Below are 19420 nucleotides of genomic sequence, written 5' to 3' on the forward strand. Positions count from 1 at the left end.
GCTTTCCATCACGCGCACGGCCGCCCACGCTCTGCCGGCAACGGCAAAGTCATCAGTGGTAGGTGGAGGGTGGTGCGGAACCAGGGGGACCGCGCGGCAGAGTGGAGTTGTTACCCTATTTCAACAGTGTAAAGAAAAAGTAAATATAAGTATAATGAATGATTCTAACCATATATAAGAGAAACTTATGCGCGTCGTGGACTACCGTGGATTGGCCGCCCTCGACGCCGTGATCGGCCTGGGCAGCTTTGAAAAGGCCGCGCATGCGCTGGCCATCAGCCAGCCGGCCGTGTCGCAGCGCATCCGCACGCTGGAAAACCTGGAAGGCACCTTGTTGATCATCCGCAGCCACCCGCCCGCGCCCACGGAAGCGGGCCAGCGCCTGATCGCCCACTACCGGCAAGTCAAGCTGCTAGAAGCGGCCCTCGATGCCCAGCCTGGACCGACGACGCAGCTGCCGGAACTGGCCATCGCCGTCAATGCCGACAGCGCCGCCACATGGATACCGGAAGCGCTGGGCCCGCTGCTGACGCCGCCGTCGTGCCTGCTCGACATCCGCCTCGACGACCAGGACCACACCCTGAGCCAGCTGCGCGAAGGCCGCGTGTTTGCCTGCGTCACCAGCGCCACCGACCTCGTGGCGGGCACCACGGCCACGCCGCTGGGCGGCATGCGCTACCTGTGCGTAGCCTCGCCCGCGTTCGCGCGGCAATGGTTTCCTCATGGTTTTACGGTGGAGGCCGTCAGCCAGGCGCCCGCCATCACGTTCGGCAGCAAGGATGCGCTGCACGAGCGCTACCTGCAGCACCGCCTCGGCTACGCGGGCCGCTATCCGCACCACGTGCTGGGGTCGGCGCGCGATTTCGTGCGCTTCATCGAAGCGGGCTATGCCTATGGCATGGTGCCCCTGCTGCAGGCGGAGACGGCGCTGGCCGCGGGACGGCTCGTCGACGTGGCCGCCGGCCAGGCGCTCGACGTGCCCCTGATCTGGCACGCCTGGGATATCCAGACGCCGCTCACGCGCACCCTGTCGGACGCCGTCATCGCCACGGCGCGCAAGTGGCTGCTGCAGGATTGATGGCGCCCGAGGCATGGTGCCAGACGGGCGCCGCGCCATGCATCCGGCGCCTGCCGTCACACTACAGACAATTATCCATGTTTTCATACAAGTTTCTCGTGCGCATGCTGGCCACTGTGGCCTACACTGCAAGCACCATACAACACGATCAGGGGCAAGCATGACGATCCTGCGCACTACCGTGCTCGGCCTGCTGGCTGCGCTGCCGCTGACGGCCGGCCTGATCGCCTGTTCGCCCTTGACGGCCATCAATGCCCTGTCATCCGGCAGCGCCTCGCAGGTGACGCACGGCCTGGCCTACGGCCCCCTGCCGCGGCAGAAACTCGATGTGTATGCGCCGAAAGTGCACGCCGGGCCCGTGCCGGTCGTGGTTTTCTTTTACGGCGGCAACTGGACCTCGGGCGAACGGGCCGACTACGCCTTCGTCGGCCATGCGCTCGCTTCGCGCGGCTATCTTGCCGTCATCGCCGACTATCGCTTGTATCCGGACGTGCACTACCCCGAGATTTTGCAGGATGCGGCCCGCGCCGTGGCCTGGGCCGCGATGGAATCGAGCCGCCACGGTGGCGACCCGACGCGCCTGTTCATCATGGGCCACAGCGCCGGCGCCTACAATGCGGCCATGGTGGCGCTCGACGCCAGCCTGCTGGCGCGCCACGGCATGCATCCGCACGACTTGCGGGGCTGGATAGGACTGGCCGGCCCCTACGACTTCCTGCCCATCGAAAATCCCACGGCCCGCCCCGTCTTCTTCTACCCGGACACGCCCCTGGCGTCGCAACCGATCCACCACGTGACGGCCGAGGCACCGCCCGCCCTGCTGATCGCGCCGGCGCCGGGCAAGGACAAGCTGGTCAATCCACGGCGCAACACGGGCGGCCTGGCTGCCGCCTTGCGCGCGCAGCGACGCCCCGTGACGGAAACATATTTCGATTCCGTCAGCCACGCCACCCTGGTCGCCTCGCTGGCCGCCCCCTTGCGCATGCTGGCACCCACCCTCGATGCCGTGAGCGCCTTCATCGACGCCCAGGGCGGCCCCGCCACGGCGGCGCCAGCCACGGCGGCCGCGCCAGCCCACCCCGCCACCCTGGCCCTGGACGAGAAAACGCCCGTCCCCTGAGGGACGGGCGCTTTGACTGGACAGGCAAAGACAGGCGATACCGCCCCTGCCCGACGCAGCAGCCCCGCTCGACGCGGGGCCGCCTGACGGCCCACACCAGTCCCCAAGGCTCGGCCCTTGGGGCGATGGCTCAGCCGGCAGCCGCCGCCGGCTTACTCCTTGCGGCTGGCGCTCGTGCTTTTGCTTTGTGCGCCAGCCGCTTGCGAGGCGCTGCCGCTGGCCACGCTTTCGCTGCCGGCCGACTGCTGGCTGCCCTGATGGCTGGCGCTTTGCAGACTTTGGCCATCACGGCTTTGGGCGCTGCGCTGGTCTCGGTTGGCGCCGTTCTGGTGGTAGGACTGGAACGGCTCGGCGATGCGCTGCATGGCTTCCTGCTGCTTGCGCACGTTTTTCTCCGTTTCTTCCGACGCCGTGCGCGCCACTTCTTCCGCCAGGGCCTTGGCCGTGCGGCTCGTTTCATTCACATGCTGCTCGGCCACGTTGGCCAGTTCGACCTGCGTATCGGCGGCCAGGCGCGACAGTTGCTGCTGATACTTGCGCAGGTGCTCGGCGGCAGGCTGGCCCGCCGCGGCGGCGACCTGCAGCGCATCTTCCACGCGCTCGACCGTCAGCAGATTCTGGCTCGTGATCGAGCCTTCCTCCAGCAAGCCTTGCGCCAGTTGCATGTTCAGGTCATTGAACTGCTGCGCCGAATGAAACAGGGACTTCGACAAGCCATTAAAAAACGCCAGTTGGGCTTCCAGATGGTTTTTAGCAGCAGGGGTAACACTACGGGAATATGGATACATGGAGTTTCCTCATTAAATAACGGTTGGAATGAACTGCTTAGTAGGTGGCCACAGGCCACGAGACGCGAAAAACATATCCGATGGGTGGAGAGATGCTTTGCAACGCGAGTCCCAAGGCTACGTGAGCACCGTGGGCGAGGCATGATCTGGATCAAAGGTGCGCTAAGCTGCGCAGAAAGTTTTGGCTGGACGGCTCACCCTTGGCGAGCGTCAGTATCGGGAAGGAAAATTTGTGTCAGCAACAATCAATTGCCGGTGCCGGGCACGACAGGCCGGTACCCATGGCTGCGCAAGGAGGCTTCCAGCCAGCGGTTGCCATACCAGCCGCGCGCCAGCAGGTAGCTGAGCTCGGCGCCGGCCATGAGCAATATCATGGGGCCGATGCGCGATTCGCTCGCCAGCTGGCTGCCGAACCACAGGCACGCATCCATCGCCAGCATGAGCAGCAACAGCCACCAGCGGCGCTTGGCCACGGCCCAGAACGACCCCAGCAAAAGCGCCGGCCAGGAAAAGCCCGACTGCACATAGGCGTAGCGGCCAGCGTCGTCCGCAAACAGGGTGGCGGTGTGTGTCATGCGGTTCTTTTCAGAGAGTGAGCGATGTCAGTCCTCGGCAAGGTGGCAGACGGCTTCGACATTGTGGCCGTCCGGGCCCAGCACGAAGGCGCCGTAATAATTCGGATGATAGATTTCGCGGATGCCAGGCGGGCCATTGTCCGTGCCGCCAGCGGCCAGCGCGGCCGCGTAAAACGCGCGCACCTGCTCGCGGCTGCCAGCCGTAAAGGCCAGATGCATGCCGGCGTGCGGCGTGCCGCCCGCGCCGAACCAGAAGTCAGGCTTGCCGTCCTTGCCCAGGCCGACCCAGCCCTGCACTTCCATCACCACCGACACGCCCAGGGGTGCCAGGGCGGCCGAGAAAAAGGCCTTGCTGGCCTGTGTATCGCTGACAGTCAAACCGATGTGATCAAGAATCATGATGGCATACCGTGGATGTAAAAGACAGGAAGCGCAGTATGCCGTAACGTTACCTTCCTGCCAAGTAAAAAACGACAGGCTGGGGCATCACGGCCACCACCGGTTCCCGGGTTGCCAGCGGGCCAGTCCTGCCCGCCTGCCCCCGGTCATCCGGCCCGTCGCCGGGATGGCGGCGACGGGCCGATGTGCGCGATGCCTAGCGCAAATTGCCCGTATGGCCCAGCGAATAGCGACCCGGCTGCGGCCACACGGTCAGGCCGTGCGGTTCCTGACCGACTTTTACCTTGGACACGTCGCCGCTGGCCGTATCGATGCGGTACACCACATCGTCGAAACGGCCGGACAGCCACAGATACTTGCCATCGGCCGATACGTTGCCCATGTCGGGGCTGCCGCCGCCGGGGATGGGCCAGTTCGCCACCACTTTTTCCGTGGCGAAATCGATCACGCTGACGCTGCCCTTGCCCTTCGGCTTGCCATGGATGCGGTGCGTGCCGCGGTTGGCCACGTACAATTTCTTGCCGTCACGGCTAGGGTACAGGCCGTGCGCGCCCACGCCCGTCTGGATGAAGCCGATTTCCTTCAGGGTGGCGCCATCGACGATGTGCACGCCGTCCGCGTCCATGTCGGCGATGAAGAATTTCTTGCCGTCCGGCGAGATGCGTATATCCTGCGGCATGCCCTTCTTGACGCTGCAGATCTCATTTGCCGGGCCGCCCACGGGACCGGACTCGGCAAAGCGCTTGGCCGGCATCTGCAGTTTCAGGTAGCCATCGACCTTGCGGCCCACCAGGTCGATCTTGGCGATGGTGCCGTCGAACTCGCAGGTGAACATGGCGTAGCGGCCGTCATTCGAGAAATCCGCGTGGTTGATGCCGCCGCACTGGGGCGTGTCGATCGAATACTGCACGGCCATGGTCTTCGGATCGCGGAAATCGAGGCGGTGGCGCGCCTCGGCCACGACGATGGCGGACTTGCCGTCCGGCGTGTAATACATATTGTAGGGATCGTCCACGGGCACTTCCTTGCCCGGCTTGCCCGTCAAGGGGTCGATCGGCGTCAGGCTGCCCTTGTCCGTGCGTTCCGCATTGTTCGCCACCCACAGGGTGCGCAAGTCCCACGACGGCACGACGTGCTGCGGGCCGCTGCCGACCTTGAACTTGTCCACCACCTTCAGGCTGTCCTGGTCGATCACGTACACGTCGTTCGAGCGCAGGTTGGGCACGTAGACCCGGCGCAGGTGATCCTTGACGACGGGGCTCATATTGCTGGCGGCGATGCTGCCATACACGTTTTTCGGGTCCACCAGCGGCGGCATGCCGGGCAGCGGCGAATACGCGGCGGCCGGAGCAGAGGCGGCAGGTGCCGGCGTGCTGGCGCCGATGACCTGGCTGGCCACGCCCAGGCCCGCCAGTGCGGCAGCCAGGGCGGACAGGGTGACGATGGTGCGTCGTTGAGATTTTTTCATGTGATTTCGCGTCTTTTCGTTGCAAAAGCCGGAAGTTCGTCACTTCCAGCGGGATATCGGGTCAGCTTTACTGAAATTCTGTCATCCTGATTGTCGTCTTGTTTATTTGCGCTGCAGCAACTGCTTGATGGCCGCCACCGAGGCATCGACCTGCAATTTGATGCCGATCTGGCCCAGCTCCCGCGTCGCCCGCGTGGCGTCGCCGCGCACGCCGTCGGCCACGCCGGGCCTGGGTCCGTGCGCCATGGCTTCGCTGCGCACCAGCGACGGGTCCGTCGCCAGCATCAGCGCCGCGTCCGCCAAGCCCGCGTGCAGGCCGATCTCGGCGCTGCTGTAGCCGCGCTTCTGCAGCTCGGCCACGTAGGCCGATTGCGTGACGTCATAGTAATCGAGCAAGGCGTAGGCGCGCGCCTCCTTGCCGCCCGCCCCCTTGCCCCAGGCGCGGTTCAGCTTGTTCGCCACGTTCTGCTCATTCTTTTGATACCCGCCATGGTCGCCGAGAAAAATGATGTCGCGGAAACCATGCTGGCGCAGGCTGGCCGCCGTGCCTTCCAGCACGGCTTCGAAGGCGGCGGGCGGAATGGAAATCGTGCCGGCAAAGCGCATGTGGCCGGCCGGCGGCGCAATGCTGCCTTCCGGCACGTAGGAAACGACGGGCGCGACGATGGTGTTGCCCAGCGTTTGCGCGATCTGGCGGGCCAGCAGCCCGGCGCGCACATTGTGCTTGCCCAGCGCGATATACGGCCCGCTCTGCTCGACACCGCCGATCGGCACCAGCACCGTGGTGGCGCCGTGGTCGATGCGGCTGCGCAACTCCGTGCTGGTGAGCTCTTCCAGCATGACGCTGGCGCCGGCAGGCGTGGCCGCCAGGGCGGACGCGGCGGGCATCAGGCAGGACAGGGTCAGGGCAAGCAGCACACCGTAGGGCTTGGACGGTCTGGCGGGCGCACGGGGCGCCAAAGGTACATTCGGCAGGGGGAACTGCAGAGTCATAAGCAAACATCTTTCCGAGGTCAAGGCGTGACGCCGTGCCCGGCCTTGCCAGGCAAGCTGGCTGCCACGCAGGAATTGTATTCCATCATGACGGGAACGGCACGTTAATTTGACGGGGCAGCTTGCAAGGAATTGACCGGGAGCAGCTTGTCTAGAATCAAGGAGGAAACGGCGCCGGCCATCCAGATGCCAAGGGGCCCCTGGCAGCCCGGACGCAGGCCATACATCAACGACAACATTCGCAGGAAAACAATATTTATAAAATAATTATCGATTATGCACTGCAGCAAAAGACTTACGCTAGAATACCGCTACCGGGAAGCGTCGCGCCTGCGGACGCGCGCTTGCCGCAGCCGCATCCTGCGGCGGGAAATCGCCGCAATATCGTCGGATGGGCAGGCATGATGAAGGAACACTGGAAGATGCACTATGGATGCGGTGCTGCGTTGATGCTCCTGCTCGCCGCTGCGGCGCCAGCCCTGGCCCAGGACGGGCGATGCGATGCGGGGCAAGGAAAGGCCGTCGCCTCCCTCGACGAACTGCCGCCCCAGGTCCTGCATCTGCTGGGGCGCGACAAGACGGGCACTGCGGGCATCGCCGACATCGGCGGGAAATTCAATCCAAGCGACGCCATCGTTGACAACTCCATACCGATGCGCAGGCTGCTGCGCGGGCGCGCCGCGCCCCATTGCATCGTGCTGGCAGTCGAGTACGGTGGCGTGGGTCGCTACGAAAGAACGCTGGAATACCGGCTGGCCGGACAGGAATGGACAGAATTCAAGGCATCCAATGCAGGCAAGGCGCCAAACTTTCCGCTGCCGGCCAGGCAGTCGCCATGAAGGCCTGCGTGAAGACCTGCGACGAATGCGCAAGCGCATACCGCGACGACGCCAAGGGCATGGCCAGCTTGTGTCCCGAATGCGCCCACGTGCTCTATGGCTTGCCGGCGTGCGGGCACGTCTTCCACGCAGGCAGATGCCAGACATGCTGGTGGGATGGCAGCAAAAGTGATTTTGTGCAAAAACTGGACAAACAGCGTGCGTGATCCCTCGCCCCTCCATGCCGGCCCCTCTTCCCGCCATGCTTGCAGCCTGTGCGGGAGCCAGCCATGAATGCAGCGAAAACGGGAACGATCGGCGTCGTCAGCGCCCTAGTCAGCATCCTTGCGGTATTTCTCGTCTACGCAAGCCTGGAAAAATATTCCTGGGTCGTGAATGCATTCGCCCTTGTGCTGGGCGGCCTGGCCATCGGCATGCTCCAGGGATGGTTCGTCCAGCCCGCCCGCCACCGGACCATCGGCCTGGGCAGCTTCAGCGGCATATTGCTGTGCTGGCTCCCGGTAGTGGCCGTGACCTACGGGCTGGCCTTACTGGCGCTGCCGCTGCTGGCGGCCTTTGCGCTGCTCGTCTTCTTCGGCGCCAGACTGGGCAGCCAGTTGCGCGCGCACTGCCGCAAGTCCGCATAGGCCACCGCCAAGGCTGGCGGCAGCGCCCTCCTGCGTCCCACCAGTCCAGCCCGGCTATTGAGCCGTGTCAATAGGGCGGCGGCCCGATGCCTGGCTGCGGCAAGCAAGCCCCGGCATGCCGGGGCAGTCACGGGGATCAGCCGCGGGCGCTGCGGCCCGGCAGTGCCAGGCGCCGGCTGGCCGAGGCAGCAGCCGGGGCTGGCAAGCCGCCCGCCACCGTCAGCGATTTGCCCTTCGCTTCGCCGCGCAGGCGGAACACGGCCACCACGTCGACCAGTTCCACGGCGCGGTCCTGCAGCGAAGATGCCGCCGCGGCCGCCTCTTCCACCAGGGCCGCGTTTTGCTGCGTGACCTGGTCCATCTGCGAAATGGCCTGGTTCACCTGCTCGATGCCGGCGCTCTGCTCGTGGCTGGCGTTGGCGATGTCGCCCATGATGTCCGTCACGCGACGGATGCTGGCGACGATCTCTTCCATCGTCGCGCCCGCCTGGTCGACGAGCACGCTGCCCGTGTTGACCTTGTCCACGGAATCCTCGATCAAGCCCTTGATTTCCTTGGCGGCCGCAGCCGAACGCTGGGCCAGGTTGCGCACTTCCGTGGCCACGACGGCAAAGCCACGGCCCTGTTCGCCCGCGCGTGCCGCTTCCACGGCCGCATTCAGCGCCAGAATATTGGTCTGGAAAGCAATGCCGTCGATCACGCCGATGATGTCGGCGATCTTCTTCGCCGATTCATTGATGGAACCCATGGTGCCCACCACTTGCGCCACCACGGCGCCGCCCTTGCGGGCCACGTCCGAGGCGGACACGGCCAGGGAATTCGCCTGGCGCGCATTGTCCGTATTCTGGCGCACGGCCGAGGTCAGCTCTTCCAGGCTGGACGCCGTTTCTTCCAGGGAAGACGCCTGCTGCTCCGTGCGCACGGACAGGTCCGCGTTGCCGGCGGAAATCTGCGCCGCCGCCACGCTGACCGTATCGGCCGAGGTGCGCACGGTGGCGATCACGTCGACGATGCGTTCCAGGAATTTATTGAAGGCGGTGGCCGTGCGGCCCACTTCATCCATGCGCTCGACGGGCATGGCGGCCGACAGGTCCAGCGAGGCGCTGACCCTTTCCAGCGTGTGTTCGATATTGCCCAGGCCGCCGCTGATGGTGCGGTAGATATGCCAGGCCAGCGCACCCGTCAGCAGCACGGCCACGCCCAGCACGGCCAGCATGGTGTTGAAGGCCGTGTCGTAGGCGGCCAGGCTTTCCGCCTTGACGTCGTCGACCAGCTTGTTGTTGTAGGCGATATGGTCATCCATGCTTTTCTTGGCGGCGGCGGCCGTGATGGCCAGCGGCGTGCCGGCCAGCAAGGTGGCGCGCACGCCATCCATGTCGCCCGCGTAGGCGGCGGCAAAGAAAGGCACGAGCGCGCGGCGGTACGCTTCCATGGCGGCCTGGTCGGCGTCCAGCATCTTGCTGTCCGTCGCGTCATAGATGCGCTCGGAACGGTAGGTGGCGATGACCTGGTCGAAATTCTTGTTGGCGTCGGCGACGGCCTTGTCCAGCGCCGTCTTGTCGGCCAGGTTGGAGAACACGGACAGGCGGTAGCCGGCCAGGCGCGAGTCGGCCAGAAAACCCTTGGCCGCGTTCAAGCCCTGGATGCTGGGAATGATGCGGTTTTGCACGGTATCGAAACGCTCCTGGGCACGCTTGAGCTGCATGGCGCCGCCCGCGCCCAGCAATAGCAGGGCCAGCAAGGCGATGGTCAGGGTCAGAATGAGTTGCTTGGTGATATTCATGGTGTTTCACAGTAAAAAGGTGGCCTGGCGGGGGCCAGGCAGGATAAATAGCTGCCGATCGGGTGGCCGGGATCGGGAAGCGGGCGGCTCGGCTTTACGCCGCCAGCGGGGCGGCGTCCGGCGTGCGGCGCAGCAAGTCGCCATGCTGGCGGCAGAACGCCAGGCCCGCCTTGTGGCCCACGTCGAACAGCAGCTGCATGTTCGAGCTGGACCAGTCCAGCGTATCGGGCCAGTGTTTCTCGGGGATGCCGCCCATCAGGTCGAGCTTGAGCAGGCGCCGCTTGGGCTGGCCCGTGCGCGCATCCGTGTTGTGTTCAAGCTCGAACAGGCGCAGTTCGCTCTTGGAAATTTTGACCAGCGGCGTGATGATGGAACGCACCCACGCGTCGTACAGGTTGCGCGGCTTGCGCAGCAGGCGCTCGTCGCCGAGGATGTCGAGGATGACGAGGGTGTCGGCGTCATGGTGCTCGCCCTTGCCTTCAATAAACGGCTCGAAATTGAGCGTGTCGAGGGCCGCGCCTTCGATGTAGTCATCGCCGGCGATGGTCGTCGGCGCGTACAGGAAGGGAAAGGACAGGGCCGCGCGCACGTGGATGGGCGCGATCTCGTGCTTGCCCCAGATCTGCATGCGGTGCTCGCTGAGGTTGTAGGCATTGATGTAGAAATCGGGACGCATGCGCGCCACGCCGGAAAAGTCCACGGCCTTTTCCAGGAAGGGCAAGTGCGCGCACAGGCCCAGGCTCTTTGCCGACAGGTCCGATGGCGACAGCGACGACACCATCAGCTTGCCCCAGTCCGACCAGGCCGTGGGCATGCCCGCAAACGTTTGCTGAAAAGCCTGGAAAAAGGGATTGTTGGCCGGTGGCTGGAAGGCATCGCGGAAGGTGCTGGCGTGCATGCCCGGCTTCTGGAATACCTTGTAGTTGATCGGGATCATCTTGTAAATGCTGTCGGCCACGCCCGTGTCGGCCCAGCTCTGCAGCGCCTGGCGCGGCGTCGCCTCGTGCGGCGAGGTGTACAGCAAGCCCATCAGCACACCGGCGCCGGACGCGGAAATGACGTCGAATTCGATGCCCTCGTCGAGGAACGCGGCCAGGGCGCCCGCGATCAAGGTGGAATTTGGTGCGCCGCCACCGAGCAGCAAGCCCGTTTTGCGGGCCGGTTGAATCGTGACGGCCGGTGCCGGATCTGGCGCCGTCGTGGTGACTGTCTTCATGCACACTCCCTGAATAAAACAGGGCTTGCGCCCCTAATTGTTGGTTACTCGCTGCGTACAACGCTGAATTACACCCATGTTTCCGCCAGCATAAAAGGGAAACAATGTTGCAGAAACAGATATGAAATTAACATAAATAAATTCCATATGGCAATTTAGATAACGCATGACTGATATTCAGGAATGCCATAAGCTGATGCCGGGCGGCGTAGCGTGGTGCGGCGCAGCAAATAAAAATTCCGCAACGTTAGGAAAAATCTCTTTTGGGGTAGGAATAATCCTCAAGCAGCCGCCACGGCGGCCCTTGGGCGTGTCAGCGGGCGGGAAGCGGCGCGGAAAAATGCAGATTGCTGCAGAGGAAGTCGACAAACACGCGGATTTTCGGCGACAGGTGGCGGCTCGACGGCCACAGCACCCAGAACTTGCTGGCAGTGTCCAGGTAGCCGTCCAGCACGGCTTGCAGTTCACCGCGCGCGATGGCGTCGCGCACGATAAAGTCCGGCAGATAGGCCAGTCCCACGCCCTGCGCCGCGGCGCCGATCAGGGCTTCGATATTGTTGCAGGTCAAGGCCGTGGGCAGGCGCAGTTCGCCGCCGCCATCGCCCTCGGCGTGCCGCACGGCCCATTCCTGCAGCTTGCCCGTGGTGGGGAATTTGTAGCGCACGCAGGCGTGCCGCTCCAGCGCGCGCGGCGTGGCCGGCACGCCATGGCGGGCAAGATAGGCGGGCGAGCCCACGATGGCAAAGGCGAACGGCCCCAGTTCGCGCGCCATCAGGCGTGAATCCGTCAAGGTGCCGCTGCGCACGGCCACGTCCACGCCCTCGGCCACGACGTCGACAAGGCGGTCGTTGAAATCGAGGTCGAGCTCGATCTCGGGATATTGCCGCGTAAAGTCCGCCAGCAGGGGCAGGATGATGCGGTAGCCGATGACGGGCAGGCTTACCTTGAGCTTGCCGCGCGGCGCCTCGGCCAGGTGCGACAGTTCCGCCTCCGCATCGCCCAGGTCGGCGAGGATGCGCTGGCAGCGCTCATAGAACAGCGCGCCTTCGTTGCTCAGGCTGATGCGCCGCGTGCTGCGGTTGAGCAGGCGCACGCCCAGCTTTTCTTCCAGCCGCGCCACGCTCTTGCCCACGGCCGACGCCGACACGCCGAGCAGGCGCCCGGCCGCCACGTAACTGCAGGTTTCCGCCGCGCGGACGAAGGCGGCAATGCCGTTCAGATTATCCATGCCATGTCGATTAGGGAATATTTGTCCGCTATGAGTGGATTTTCAGCCACTTTTTAAGCTATTGCGTCCATATTATCATCAGATTCCCTCTTTCTGGAAACCTTCCCATGGATACGAATCTTCCCGCACAAGGCACACACGCCGCTTCCGCGACGGCGCGGCGCGCGCTGGTCCTGGCCGCCGTCTGCCTGGCCGCGCTGTGCATGCCGCTCAGTTTCACGGGACCGGCCATCGCCATTCCCGCCATCGCCGCCGAACTGCGCGCCAGTCCCCTGGCGCTGGCATGGATCACGAATGCCTTCATGCTCAGCTTTGGCGGCTGCCTGATGGTGGCCGGCGCCCTGGCCGACCGCTATGGCCGCAAGCGCGTCTTCTTGCTGGGCATGGCCCTGTTCTTCCTCGCCGCGCTGTCCCTGGCGGCGGCGCCATCCATGGTCCTGCTCGATGTCTTGCGCGCCGTGCAGGGTCTGGGCTGCGCCATGGCCCTGTCCAGCGGACTGGCGGCGCTGGCCCAGGAATTCGATGGCGCGGCCCGCGCGCGCGCCTTCAGCCTGATCGGCACGGCCTTCGGCGTGGGCCTGGCCTTCGGCCCCTTCCTCGCGGGCGTGCTCATCGCCCATACGGGCTGGCGCGCTATTTTCATCGCCACGGCGGGTGCCGGACTGACCGCCCTGCTGGCCGCCGCGCGCGCCATGCGCGAAACGCGCGACCCGCAGGCGCAGGGCGTGGACTGGCCCGGCGCCATCACGTTTACGGGCGCCTTGTCCCTGTTTACCTATGGCTTGCTGCAGGCGCCCGATAGCGGCTGGAGCAGCGCTTCCAGCCTGGGCCTGTTCGCAGGCGCCGCGCTGCTGCTGGCCGCCTTCATCCGGGTGGAACGGCGCGCGGCGCGGCCCATGCTGGACTTGAGCCTGTTCCGCCTGCCCGCCTTTGCCGGCGTGCAGTTGCTGGCGGCCGCTCCCGCGTTTTCCTTCGTCGTGCTGCTGGTGCTGCTGCCGGCCCGCCTCATCGGCATCGAGGGCTACAGCGCCTTCGACGCGGGACGCATGATGATCGCCCTGTCGGCGCCCATGCTGGTGCTGCCCATGCTGGCGGGCCTGGCGGCGCAGCGCTTTGCCGCCGCCCGCATCTGCGCCAGCGGCCTGCTGCTGGCGGCGGGCGGCCTGCTGTGGCTATCCACCTGCGCGCCGGGACTGCCGGCCGCCGCCCTGGTCGGCCCCCTGCTGCTGATCGGCTGCGGCATCAGCCTGCCCTGGGGCTTGATGGATGGCCTGGCCATCAGCGTCGTGCCCGTCGAGCGGGCCGGCATGGCGGCCGGCATCTTCAACACGACGCGCGTGGCGGGCGAAGGCCTGGCGCTGGCCATCGTCAGCGCCGTGCTGGGCAGCTTCACCGTGGCGGCGCTGGGCGGCGGCATTGCCGGCATCGGTGCGGCACAGGCGGCGCAGGCGGGTCCCTTCCTCGCGCTGGGCGAACTGCGCCATGCGGGAGAACTGCTGCCGCAGGCAGGCGCCGCCGACCTGGCGCAAGCGTACGGCACGGCCTTCCGCCACCTGCTGTATGTGCTGGCGGGCATCACGACGACGTCGGCCCTGCTGATCCTCGCCTTCCTGCGCCATCCGGGCCATGCGTCAAGGGACACGGCCGCCCTGCCCGCCGGCAAGGCGCAACACTAAACCACCCGGCCTCCACCCATCCCTCCGCCCACCTGCCGTCCACGGCGGCGCCCGCGCGCCGCCCCTCCCTGATGTTTCCCCGCAACACGCAAAAAGTTTTCAGGAATAAAACTAGTTTACTGATCAAAGCGCTTTGAACTATACTCAAAGCGCTTTGAAACAGAATTAAAGCGCTTTGGTTGTGCAAAGTGATGCGCGCCGATCCCACACCTATAAAAACACTGGAGACACAATGAACACCTTTTTCTTGAAAGCTTTGCCAGCGGCAGTACTGATGGCCTTGAGCGCGTCGGCCCAGGCTGCCCTGCCGATCGACTTCGGCGGCTACATCCGCTCGGGCTTCGGCACCAGCAGCGAAGGCGGCAAGGAAGCCTGCTTCGGCCTGGCCGGCGCCTCGTCCAAGTATCGCCTGGGCAATGAGTGCGAAACCTACGGCGAGCTGAAGTTCGGCGGCGAAGCCTTCAAGGCCAGCAACGGCACCACCTTCCGCATCAACACCCTGGTGGCTTTTTCCGTCAACCAGAACCAGGACTGGGAGCAGTCGGACCCGTCGTGGCGCGAAATGAACGTGGTGGCCGACAAGATCGGCTCGGGCGCCTTCGCCGATGCGCGCGCCTGGGTGGGCAAGCGCTACTACGACCGCCAGGACGTGCACATCACCGATTACTACTTCTGGAATAACAGCGGCCCCGGCGCCGGCCTGGAAAACATCGACCTGGGCGCCGCCAAGCTGGCCTACGCCATCGTGCGCACGGCCGACGACACGGACAGCAAGCGCATGGGCCTGTCCCACGACTTGCGCTTCTCCGGCATCAAGGTCAACCCGGACGGCGAACTGACCCTGGGCCTGCAATACAACCAGAAACGCAATGCGCAGGGCGCCGCCCCCATCGCCAGCGGCCACTTGCTGACCATCATGCATACGCAAGGCAACCTGCTGGGCGGCTTCAACAAGGTAGCCCTGCAGTTCGGCAAGGGCAGCGCCGCCAACACGGGCGGCTTCAGCCTGGGCGCCAACAGCAATGACAAGGTCACGCGCCTGACGGAACAGATCATGATCCAGCCGAAGGGCGCCTGGTCGGGCATGGGCACCTTCGTCTACGAAGACAAGGAAACGGCGGGCGTGAGCAGCAAGTGGACGTCGATCGGCGCGCGCCCCGTCTACCACTTCACGGACAACTACAGCCTGGCCGTGGAACTGGGCCACGACATCGTCAAGCCGGAAGGGGGCGAGAGCCGCAACCTGACCAAGCTGACCTTCGCGCCGCAACTGTCGGCCGGCAACAGCTTCTGGTCGCGCCCCGTGCTGCGCGCCTTCTACACCTACGCCAAGTGGAACAAGGCAGCCCAGTCGGCCGCCGCGGCGGAATCGGCCCTGTCGTCGACGGGCGTATTCGGCGGCAAGACCAATGGCAGCTCGATGGGTTTCCAGGTGGAATCCTGGTGGTAAGCGCGGGACTCTAGAACGTTGGCAAGCGTCCCCGGACGCTTGCCGGTGGCAGCAGCACCGCCCGCTTATCCAGGGGCAGGCAGTACCCGGACCCACCATTTCGCCGCTGCACGCGATGGCCGGCAGCTTCAATGTAGTGATTCAGCAGTATCCTCTTTTCACGCGGGCGCCCCTGGGTTTGCCCGCGTATTTTTTTGGGCGCCGCCGCCGCTGGTCACTACCCTGATCAATCCGGCATTTATCAGATAAACTACCCCTAATCGCATTGCACTGCACCGCACCGCTTCCGCCCACCGGCAGCGGCAAGATCCACCCAGGAAAGACCCCGACTGCAGCATCCATGAACCTCAAAAATCTCGCCAAAACGCTAGGAATTTCCGAAACCACCGTCAGCCGCGCCTTGAATGGCTATCCGGAAGTGAGTGAACGCACGCGCGAACGGGTGCTGGCCGCCGCGCAGGCGGCCGGCTACCGGCCCAATCCCATGGCGCGCAGCCTGGCCGTGGGACGCACGAACATCGTCGGCATCATCTACCCGCTGATGCCCAACGACCTGGCCGACCCCATGTTCATCGAGATCGTGGGCGGCATGTCGGAAGCGCTGGAAGCGCAGCAGATGGACATGATCATCGCCCCCGCCTCGGCCAGCAAGGAATTTTCCACCTATGAACGCATGGTCAAGGGGCGCCGCATCGATGGCCTGATCGTCGGGCGCACGAAACCGTTCGACGAGCGCATCGCCTACCTGGCGCAGCAGGGCATGCCGTTCGTCGCCCACGGCCGCACGCAGCTGAACCAGCCGCATGCGTGGTTCGACTACGACAACGAGGCGGGCATGCGCCTGGCCGTCGAGCGCCTGGCGCAGCTGGGCCACCAGCGCATCGGCCTGATCAGCGCCACGCCGGACCTGAACTTCGTGCGCCAGCGCGTCGAGAGTTTCCAGCATGCCATGCAGGCGGGCGGCCTGGCCGTCGATCCGGACAACCTGGTCGACAACGCGCACGACCGCCGCGCCGGCTACCAGGCCATGCAGCGCCTGCTGGCACGCTCGCCCCGCCCTACCGCCGTCATCGTCGACAACCACATGTCGGGCGTGGGCGCCGTGCGCGCCCTGCTCGACGCGGGCATCGCCATCGGCCGCGAGATGTCGCTGATCGTCTGGGGCGTGATGGAAGATTCCCTGGCCGGCCACAACGTCACCACCGTCGTCCAGCCCGACCCGCGCGGCGCCGGCGCGAAGATGATACAGATGCTGCTGGCCCTGCTCGACGGCACGCCCGTCACCGACTTGCAGGAACTGTGGCCGTGCGAACTGCTGCCGGGCGAGTCGGCCGGGCCGGTAGCCGCCTGACAGCCGCCGCCTGATACCCCGCGCCGCCGGGGCCGCCAGCGCGGTGGGCGCGCTCCCGGCGCGGGGCAACGTCGATGCATGGCAGTGCCGCCACCCTGGCGCAGCGGGAGCGCGCCCTGCCGGCACGAACGAGGGCGGCGCCCGCCTCAGCGGGCCTGGCTGGCCGAGATAATCCGCAGTTGCTGCGCGCTTGCCGCGGCCTGTCCCGCACATTGGCTGACCTTGTCTTCGCTCCCCTCGCAGAACAGGACGGAAACGCCATTCTTCAGGGCCAGTCCATGGCTGGGCGCCAGAAAATACACGCCGCCTTTGCGTTTTGTAATCCTGTTCATCGCCGCCGAAAAATCAGGCGGCGAAGCCAGCCCGGTCCTCGCTTCCAGCCATGCCAGCAAGATCGCCTTGGTCTCCAGGGCCGGCACCTGCTGCCCTGGCTCAAAGCCAGGATGAAACATCAGGGCCGAATCGGGCTGCTCGGCGGAAAACTGCCTCACCTCCCCGCCCATGAATGCGATGGCGCATGCCGATGCGCAAATGCCTTCGGCAACCGTTGTTAATTTTTGTTCTGCAATTAATTTTCCGATCCTGAGCCCCCAGGAAAATGAACCGCCGCCAGAATTCTTGAAGACAACCTTGGAAATTTTCTCAGTTGCAAGAATTACAGATAATTTTTCATACTCGTCCAACCCGATGCGACCGCTGACGGTGACGGCATGCCCATCGGCAACCACGTCGGCCCTGGCCGCAGGGGCGCCGAGTGTGAACAGCAGGAAAAATATCGCGATAGAACAATCGCGTAATGCTTGGTGGTAAAGAATTTTCATCGGTGGAAAGCGCAACCCTCGTGTCTTCGCCTTGCGCAGGGCCGGAACAGGCTTCCTCGCCACAGGACGATGCCGCCATTATGCAATTGTTCCACCCGGACAGGGGCTGGAAAACCGGGACGGCGCAGGCCGCCCGTGCAGCGCCGTCCCGCGACGGGCAGCTTCCCGCCGCGCGGCGCCGGGCCGGGCAGCAGCGAAAAAATTCCCGGTTTCCGCACACGGTATCGCTTTACTTTTCAAAGCGCTTTGAACTATACTCATTTCAGACCCAAAGCGCTTTGAATTTTAAAATAAGACGTTCGCCTACCAACCAGCAGCGCCGCCCTGATAGCTGAAGCTCCAGGCACTTTTAAGAAATCATTCATGTCTACCATCAAGAATAATCTCGCCCACCTGCCCGCCGACTGGTGGCGCAGCGCCGTCATCTACCAGGTCTATCCACGCAGCTTCCTCGACAGCAATGGCGACGGCATCGGCGACTTGCCGGGCATTACTTCCAAGCTCGACTACATCGCCGCCCTGGGCGCCGACATCGTGTGGATTTCGCCCTTCTTCACGTCGCCGATGAAAGACTTCGGCTACGACGTGGCCGACTTCTGCGATGTCGATCCCATGTTCGGCACCCTGGCCGATTTCGACCGCCTCGTGGCCCGCGCCCACGAACTGGGCTTGAAAGTGATGATCGACCAGGTGCTGTCGCACTCGTCCGACGTCCACCCGTGGTTCGTGGAAAGCCGCTCCAGCCGCGACAATGCCAAGGCCGACTGGTATGTGTGGGCCGACCAGAAACCGGATGGCACGGCACCGAACAACTGGCTGTCCGTGTTTGGCGGTTCCGCCTGGCAATGGGAGCCGCGCCGCGGCCAGTACTATCTGCACGATTTCCTCGCCAGCCAGCCCGACCTGAATTTCCACAACCCGGCCGTACAGCAGGCCCAGCTGGACAACCTGCGTTTCTGGCTGGAACGGGGCGTCGACGGTTTCCGTTTCGACTCCTGCAACTTCCCCTATCACGACCAGTTGCTGCGCGACAATCCGCCGGCCGCGCAGCGCGATGCGAGCAGCGTGTCGGCCATCAATCCCTACGGCATGCAGTCGCACGTGTACGACAAGACGCAGCCGGAAAACATCGCCTATCTGCAGCGCGTGCGCGCCGTGCTGGACGAATATCAAGCCATTTCCATCGGCGAAGTGGGCGACGACAATGCCCTGGCCACCATGGCCGCCTACACGACGGGCGGCGACAAGCTGCACATGGCCTACAGCTTCAACCTGCTGACGGCGGAGTTTTCGGCCGCGCACATCCGCACCCAGGTGGAAGAATTCGAAGCCAAAGTGGCCGACGGCTGGGCTTCCTGGTCCGTGGGCAACCACGACAGCGTGCGCGTCATGACGCGCTGGGGCGGCGAGAATCCGTCGCCCTCGCTGGCCAAGGTGGTGCTGGCCGTGCAGGCGGCATTGAAGGGCACGCCGTGCCTGTACCAGGGCGACGAGCTGGCCCTGACGGAAGCGGACCTGCCCTTCGAGGCGCTGCAAGACCCGTACGGCATCCCGTTCTGGCCCCAGTTCAAGGGCCGCGACGGCTGCCGCACGCCGATGCCATGGGTGGCCGAGGCGCCGCACGGCGGCTTCAGCACTGCCACACCATGGCTGCCCGTGCCGCCCGAGCACCTGGCGCGCGCCGTCGACGTGGAACAGCGCGACGCCGGATCGCCCCTGCGTTTCGCGCAGAACATCCTCGCCTGGCGCCGCCGCCAGCCGCAATTGCTGCAGGGCGACATCACCTTCTTCGATGCGCCGGAACCCGTGCTGGCCTTCCGCCGCGACCTGGCGGGTCAGCCCTCCGTGCTGGCCGCCTTCAACCTGGGCACGCAAGCGGTGACGTTCGCCTGGCCCGATGCGGCGCCGGCGGCCGACCTGGCGGGCCATGGCTTGCCGGGCAGCCAGCAAGCCGGCCAGATCACCCTGCCCCCGCATGGCGGCTGGTTCGGCACCCTGGCGTAAATCGC

17 protein-coding genes are annotated in these 19420 nt (G+C 65.0%); 8 read left to right on the top strand and 9 right to left on the bottom strand.

Translation table 11 applies throughout. The annotated features are described in order from the left end of the window. Positions 1-187: 187 nt before the first annotated feature. Both EBS11_RS06335 and EBS11_RS06340 read left to right on the top strand, forming a co-directional pair. A complete protein-coding gene (locus tag EBS11_RS06335; protein ID WP_290601380.1) occupies positions 188-1078 on the top strand; it encodes a LysR family transcriptional regulator ArgP in 891 nt (296 codons plus the stop codon). 160 nt (positions 1079-1238) lie between these two features. Further along, positions 1239-2198, top strand: a complete 960-nt coding sequence (locus EBS11_RS06340; protein WP_290601381.1) for an alpha/beta hydrolase — start codon at positions 1239-1241, stop codon at positions 2196-2198. Between the two features lie 152 nt (positions 2199-2350). Here EBS11_RS06340 and EBS11_RS06345 read toward each other — a convergent pair whose 3' ends face one another. From EBS11_RS06345 to EBS11_RS06365, 5 genes are all read right to left on the bottom strand, one after another. Then, entirely contained in the window at positions 2351-2986 is a 636-nt protein-coding gene (locus EBS11_RS06345; protein WP_290601382.1) for a phasin family protein, read from the bottom strand. A 245-nt stretch (positions 2987-3231) separates the two neighbouring features. Further along, entirely contained in the window at positions 3232-3561 is a 330-nt protein-coding gene (locus EBS11_RS06350; protein WP_290601383.1) for a hypothetical protein, read from the bottom strand. A gap of 27 nt (positions 3562-3588) precedes the next feature. Further along, a complete protein-coding gene (locus EBS11_RS06355) occupies positions 3589-3960 on the bottom strand; it encodes a VOC family protein (protein ID WP_290601384.1) in 372 nt (123 codons plus the stop codon). A gap of 196 nt (positions 3961-4156) precedes the next feature. Continuing rightward, positions 4157-5428 carry a YncE family protein gene (locus EBS11_RS06360; protein WP_290601386.1) on the bottom strand — a complete coding sequence of 424 codons (1272 nt, stop codon included), beginning with the start codon at positions 5426-5428 and terminating at the stop codon, positions 4157-4159. A gap of 102 nt (positions 5429-5530) precedes the next feature. Next, complete coding sequence (locus EBS11_RS06365) at positions 5531-6421, bottom strand: creatininase family protein (RefSeq protein WP_290601475.1); 891 nt, start codon at positions 6419-6421, stop codon at positions 5531-5533. 401 nt (positions 6422-6822) lie between these two features. Here EBS11_RS06365 and EBS11_RS06370 point away from each other — a divergent pair, with 401 nt between their 5' ends. After that, on the top strand, positions 6823-7260 hold the full coding sequence (locus EBS11_RS06370) for a hypothetical protein (RefSeq protein ID WP_290601388.1): 438 nt from the start codon (positions 6823-6825) through the stop codon (positions 7258-7260). A gap of 269 nt (positions 7261-7529) precedes the next feature. After that, the gene (locus tag EBS11_RS06375; RefSeq protein ID WP_290601389.1) at positions 7530-7886 is read left to right on the top strand and encodes a hypothetical protein; all 357 of its coding nucleotides are present in this window, start codon (positions 7530-7532) and stop codon (positions 7884-7886) included. Between the two features lie 136 nt (positions 7887-8022). Here EBS11_RS06375 and EBS11_RS06380 read toward each other — a convergent pair whose 3' ends face one another. The 3 genes from EBS11_RS06380 to EBS11_RS06390 all read right to left on the bottom strand — a co-directional run bounded on the left by EBS11_RS06380 (position 8023) and on the right by EBS11_RS06390 (position 12113). Beyond that, the gene (locus EBS11_RS06380) at positions 8023-9669 is read right to left on the bottom strand and encodes a methyl-accepting chemotaxis protein (RefSeq protein ID WP_290601390.1); all 1647 of its coding nucleotides are present in this window, start codon (positions 9667-9669) and stop codon (positions 8023-8025) included. Positions 9670-9763: 94 nt separating this feature from the next. After that, entirely contained in the window at positions 9764-10885 is a 1122-nt protein-coding gene (locus EBS11_RS06385; protein ID WP_290601391.1) for a patatin-like phospholipase family protein, read from the bottom strand. 313 nt (positions 10886-11198) lie between these two features. Further along, positions 11199-12113 carry a LysR family transcriptional regulator gene (locus EBS11_RS06390; RefSeq protein ID WP_290601392.1) on the bottom strand — a complete coding sequence of 305 codons (915 nt, stop codon included), beginning with the start codon at positions 12111-12113 and terminating at the stop codon, positions 11199-11201. A 107-nt stretch (positions 12114-12220) separates the two neighbouring features. On the opposite strand from EBS11_RS06390, the gene EBS11_RS06395 reads away from it, so the two are divergent. From EBS11_RS06395 to EBS11_RS06405, 3 genes are all read left to right on the top strand, one after another. Then, a complete protein-coding gene (locus EBS11_RS06395; RefSeq protein WP_290601393.1) occupies positions 12221-13789 on the top strand; it encodes an MFS transporter in 1569 nt (522 codons plus the stop codon). Positions 13790-14021: 232 nt separating this feature from the next. Further along, positions 14022-15239: a carbohydrate porin gene (locus EBS11_RS06400; protein WP_290601394.1), complete on the top strand. Its 1218-nt coding sequence runs from the start codon at positions 14022-14024 to the stop codon at positions 15237-15239. Between the two features lie 340 nt (positions 15240-15579). Continuing rightward, entirely contained in the window at positions 15580-16590 is a 1011-nt protein-coding gene (locus EBS11_RS06405; RefSeq protein ID WP_290601395.1) for a substrate-binding domain-containing protein, read from the top strand. Positions 16591-16736: 146 nt separating this feature from the next. Here the strand turns inward: EBS11_RS06405 and EBS11_RS06410 are convergent, their stop codons facing one another. Further along, a complete protein-coding gene (locus tag EBS11_RS06410) occupies positions 16737-17411 on the bottom strand; it encodes a hypothetical protein (protein ID WP_290601397.1) in 675 nt (224 codons plus the stop codon). Between the two features lie 363 nt (positions 17412-17774). On the opposite strand from EBS11_RS06410, the gene EBS11_RS06415 reads away from it, so the two are divergent. Continuing rightward, on the top strand, positions 17775-19415 hold the full coding sequence (locus tag EBS11_RS06415; RefSeq protein WP_290601398.1) for an alpha-amylase family glycosyl hydrolase: 1641 nt from the start codon (positions 17775-17777) through the stop codon (positions 19413-19415). Positions 19416-19420: the final 5 nt, after the last annotated feature.

Origin of the sequence: Janthinobacterium sp., from assembly GCF_009923995.1 — a bacterium.
Taxonomy (GTDB): Bacteria; Pseudomonadota; Gammaproteobacteria; order Burkholderiales; family Burkholderiaceae_D; genus Janthinobacterium.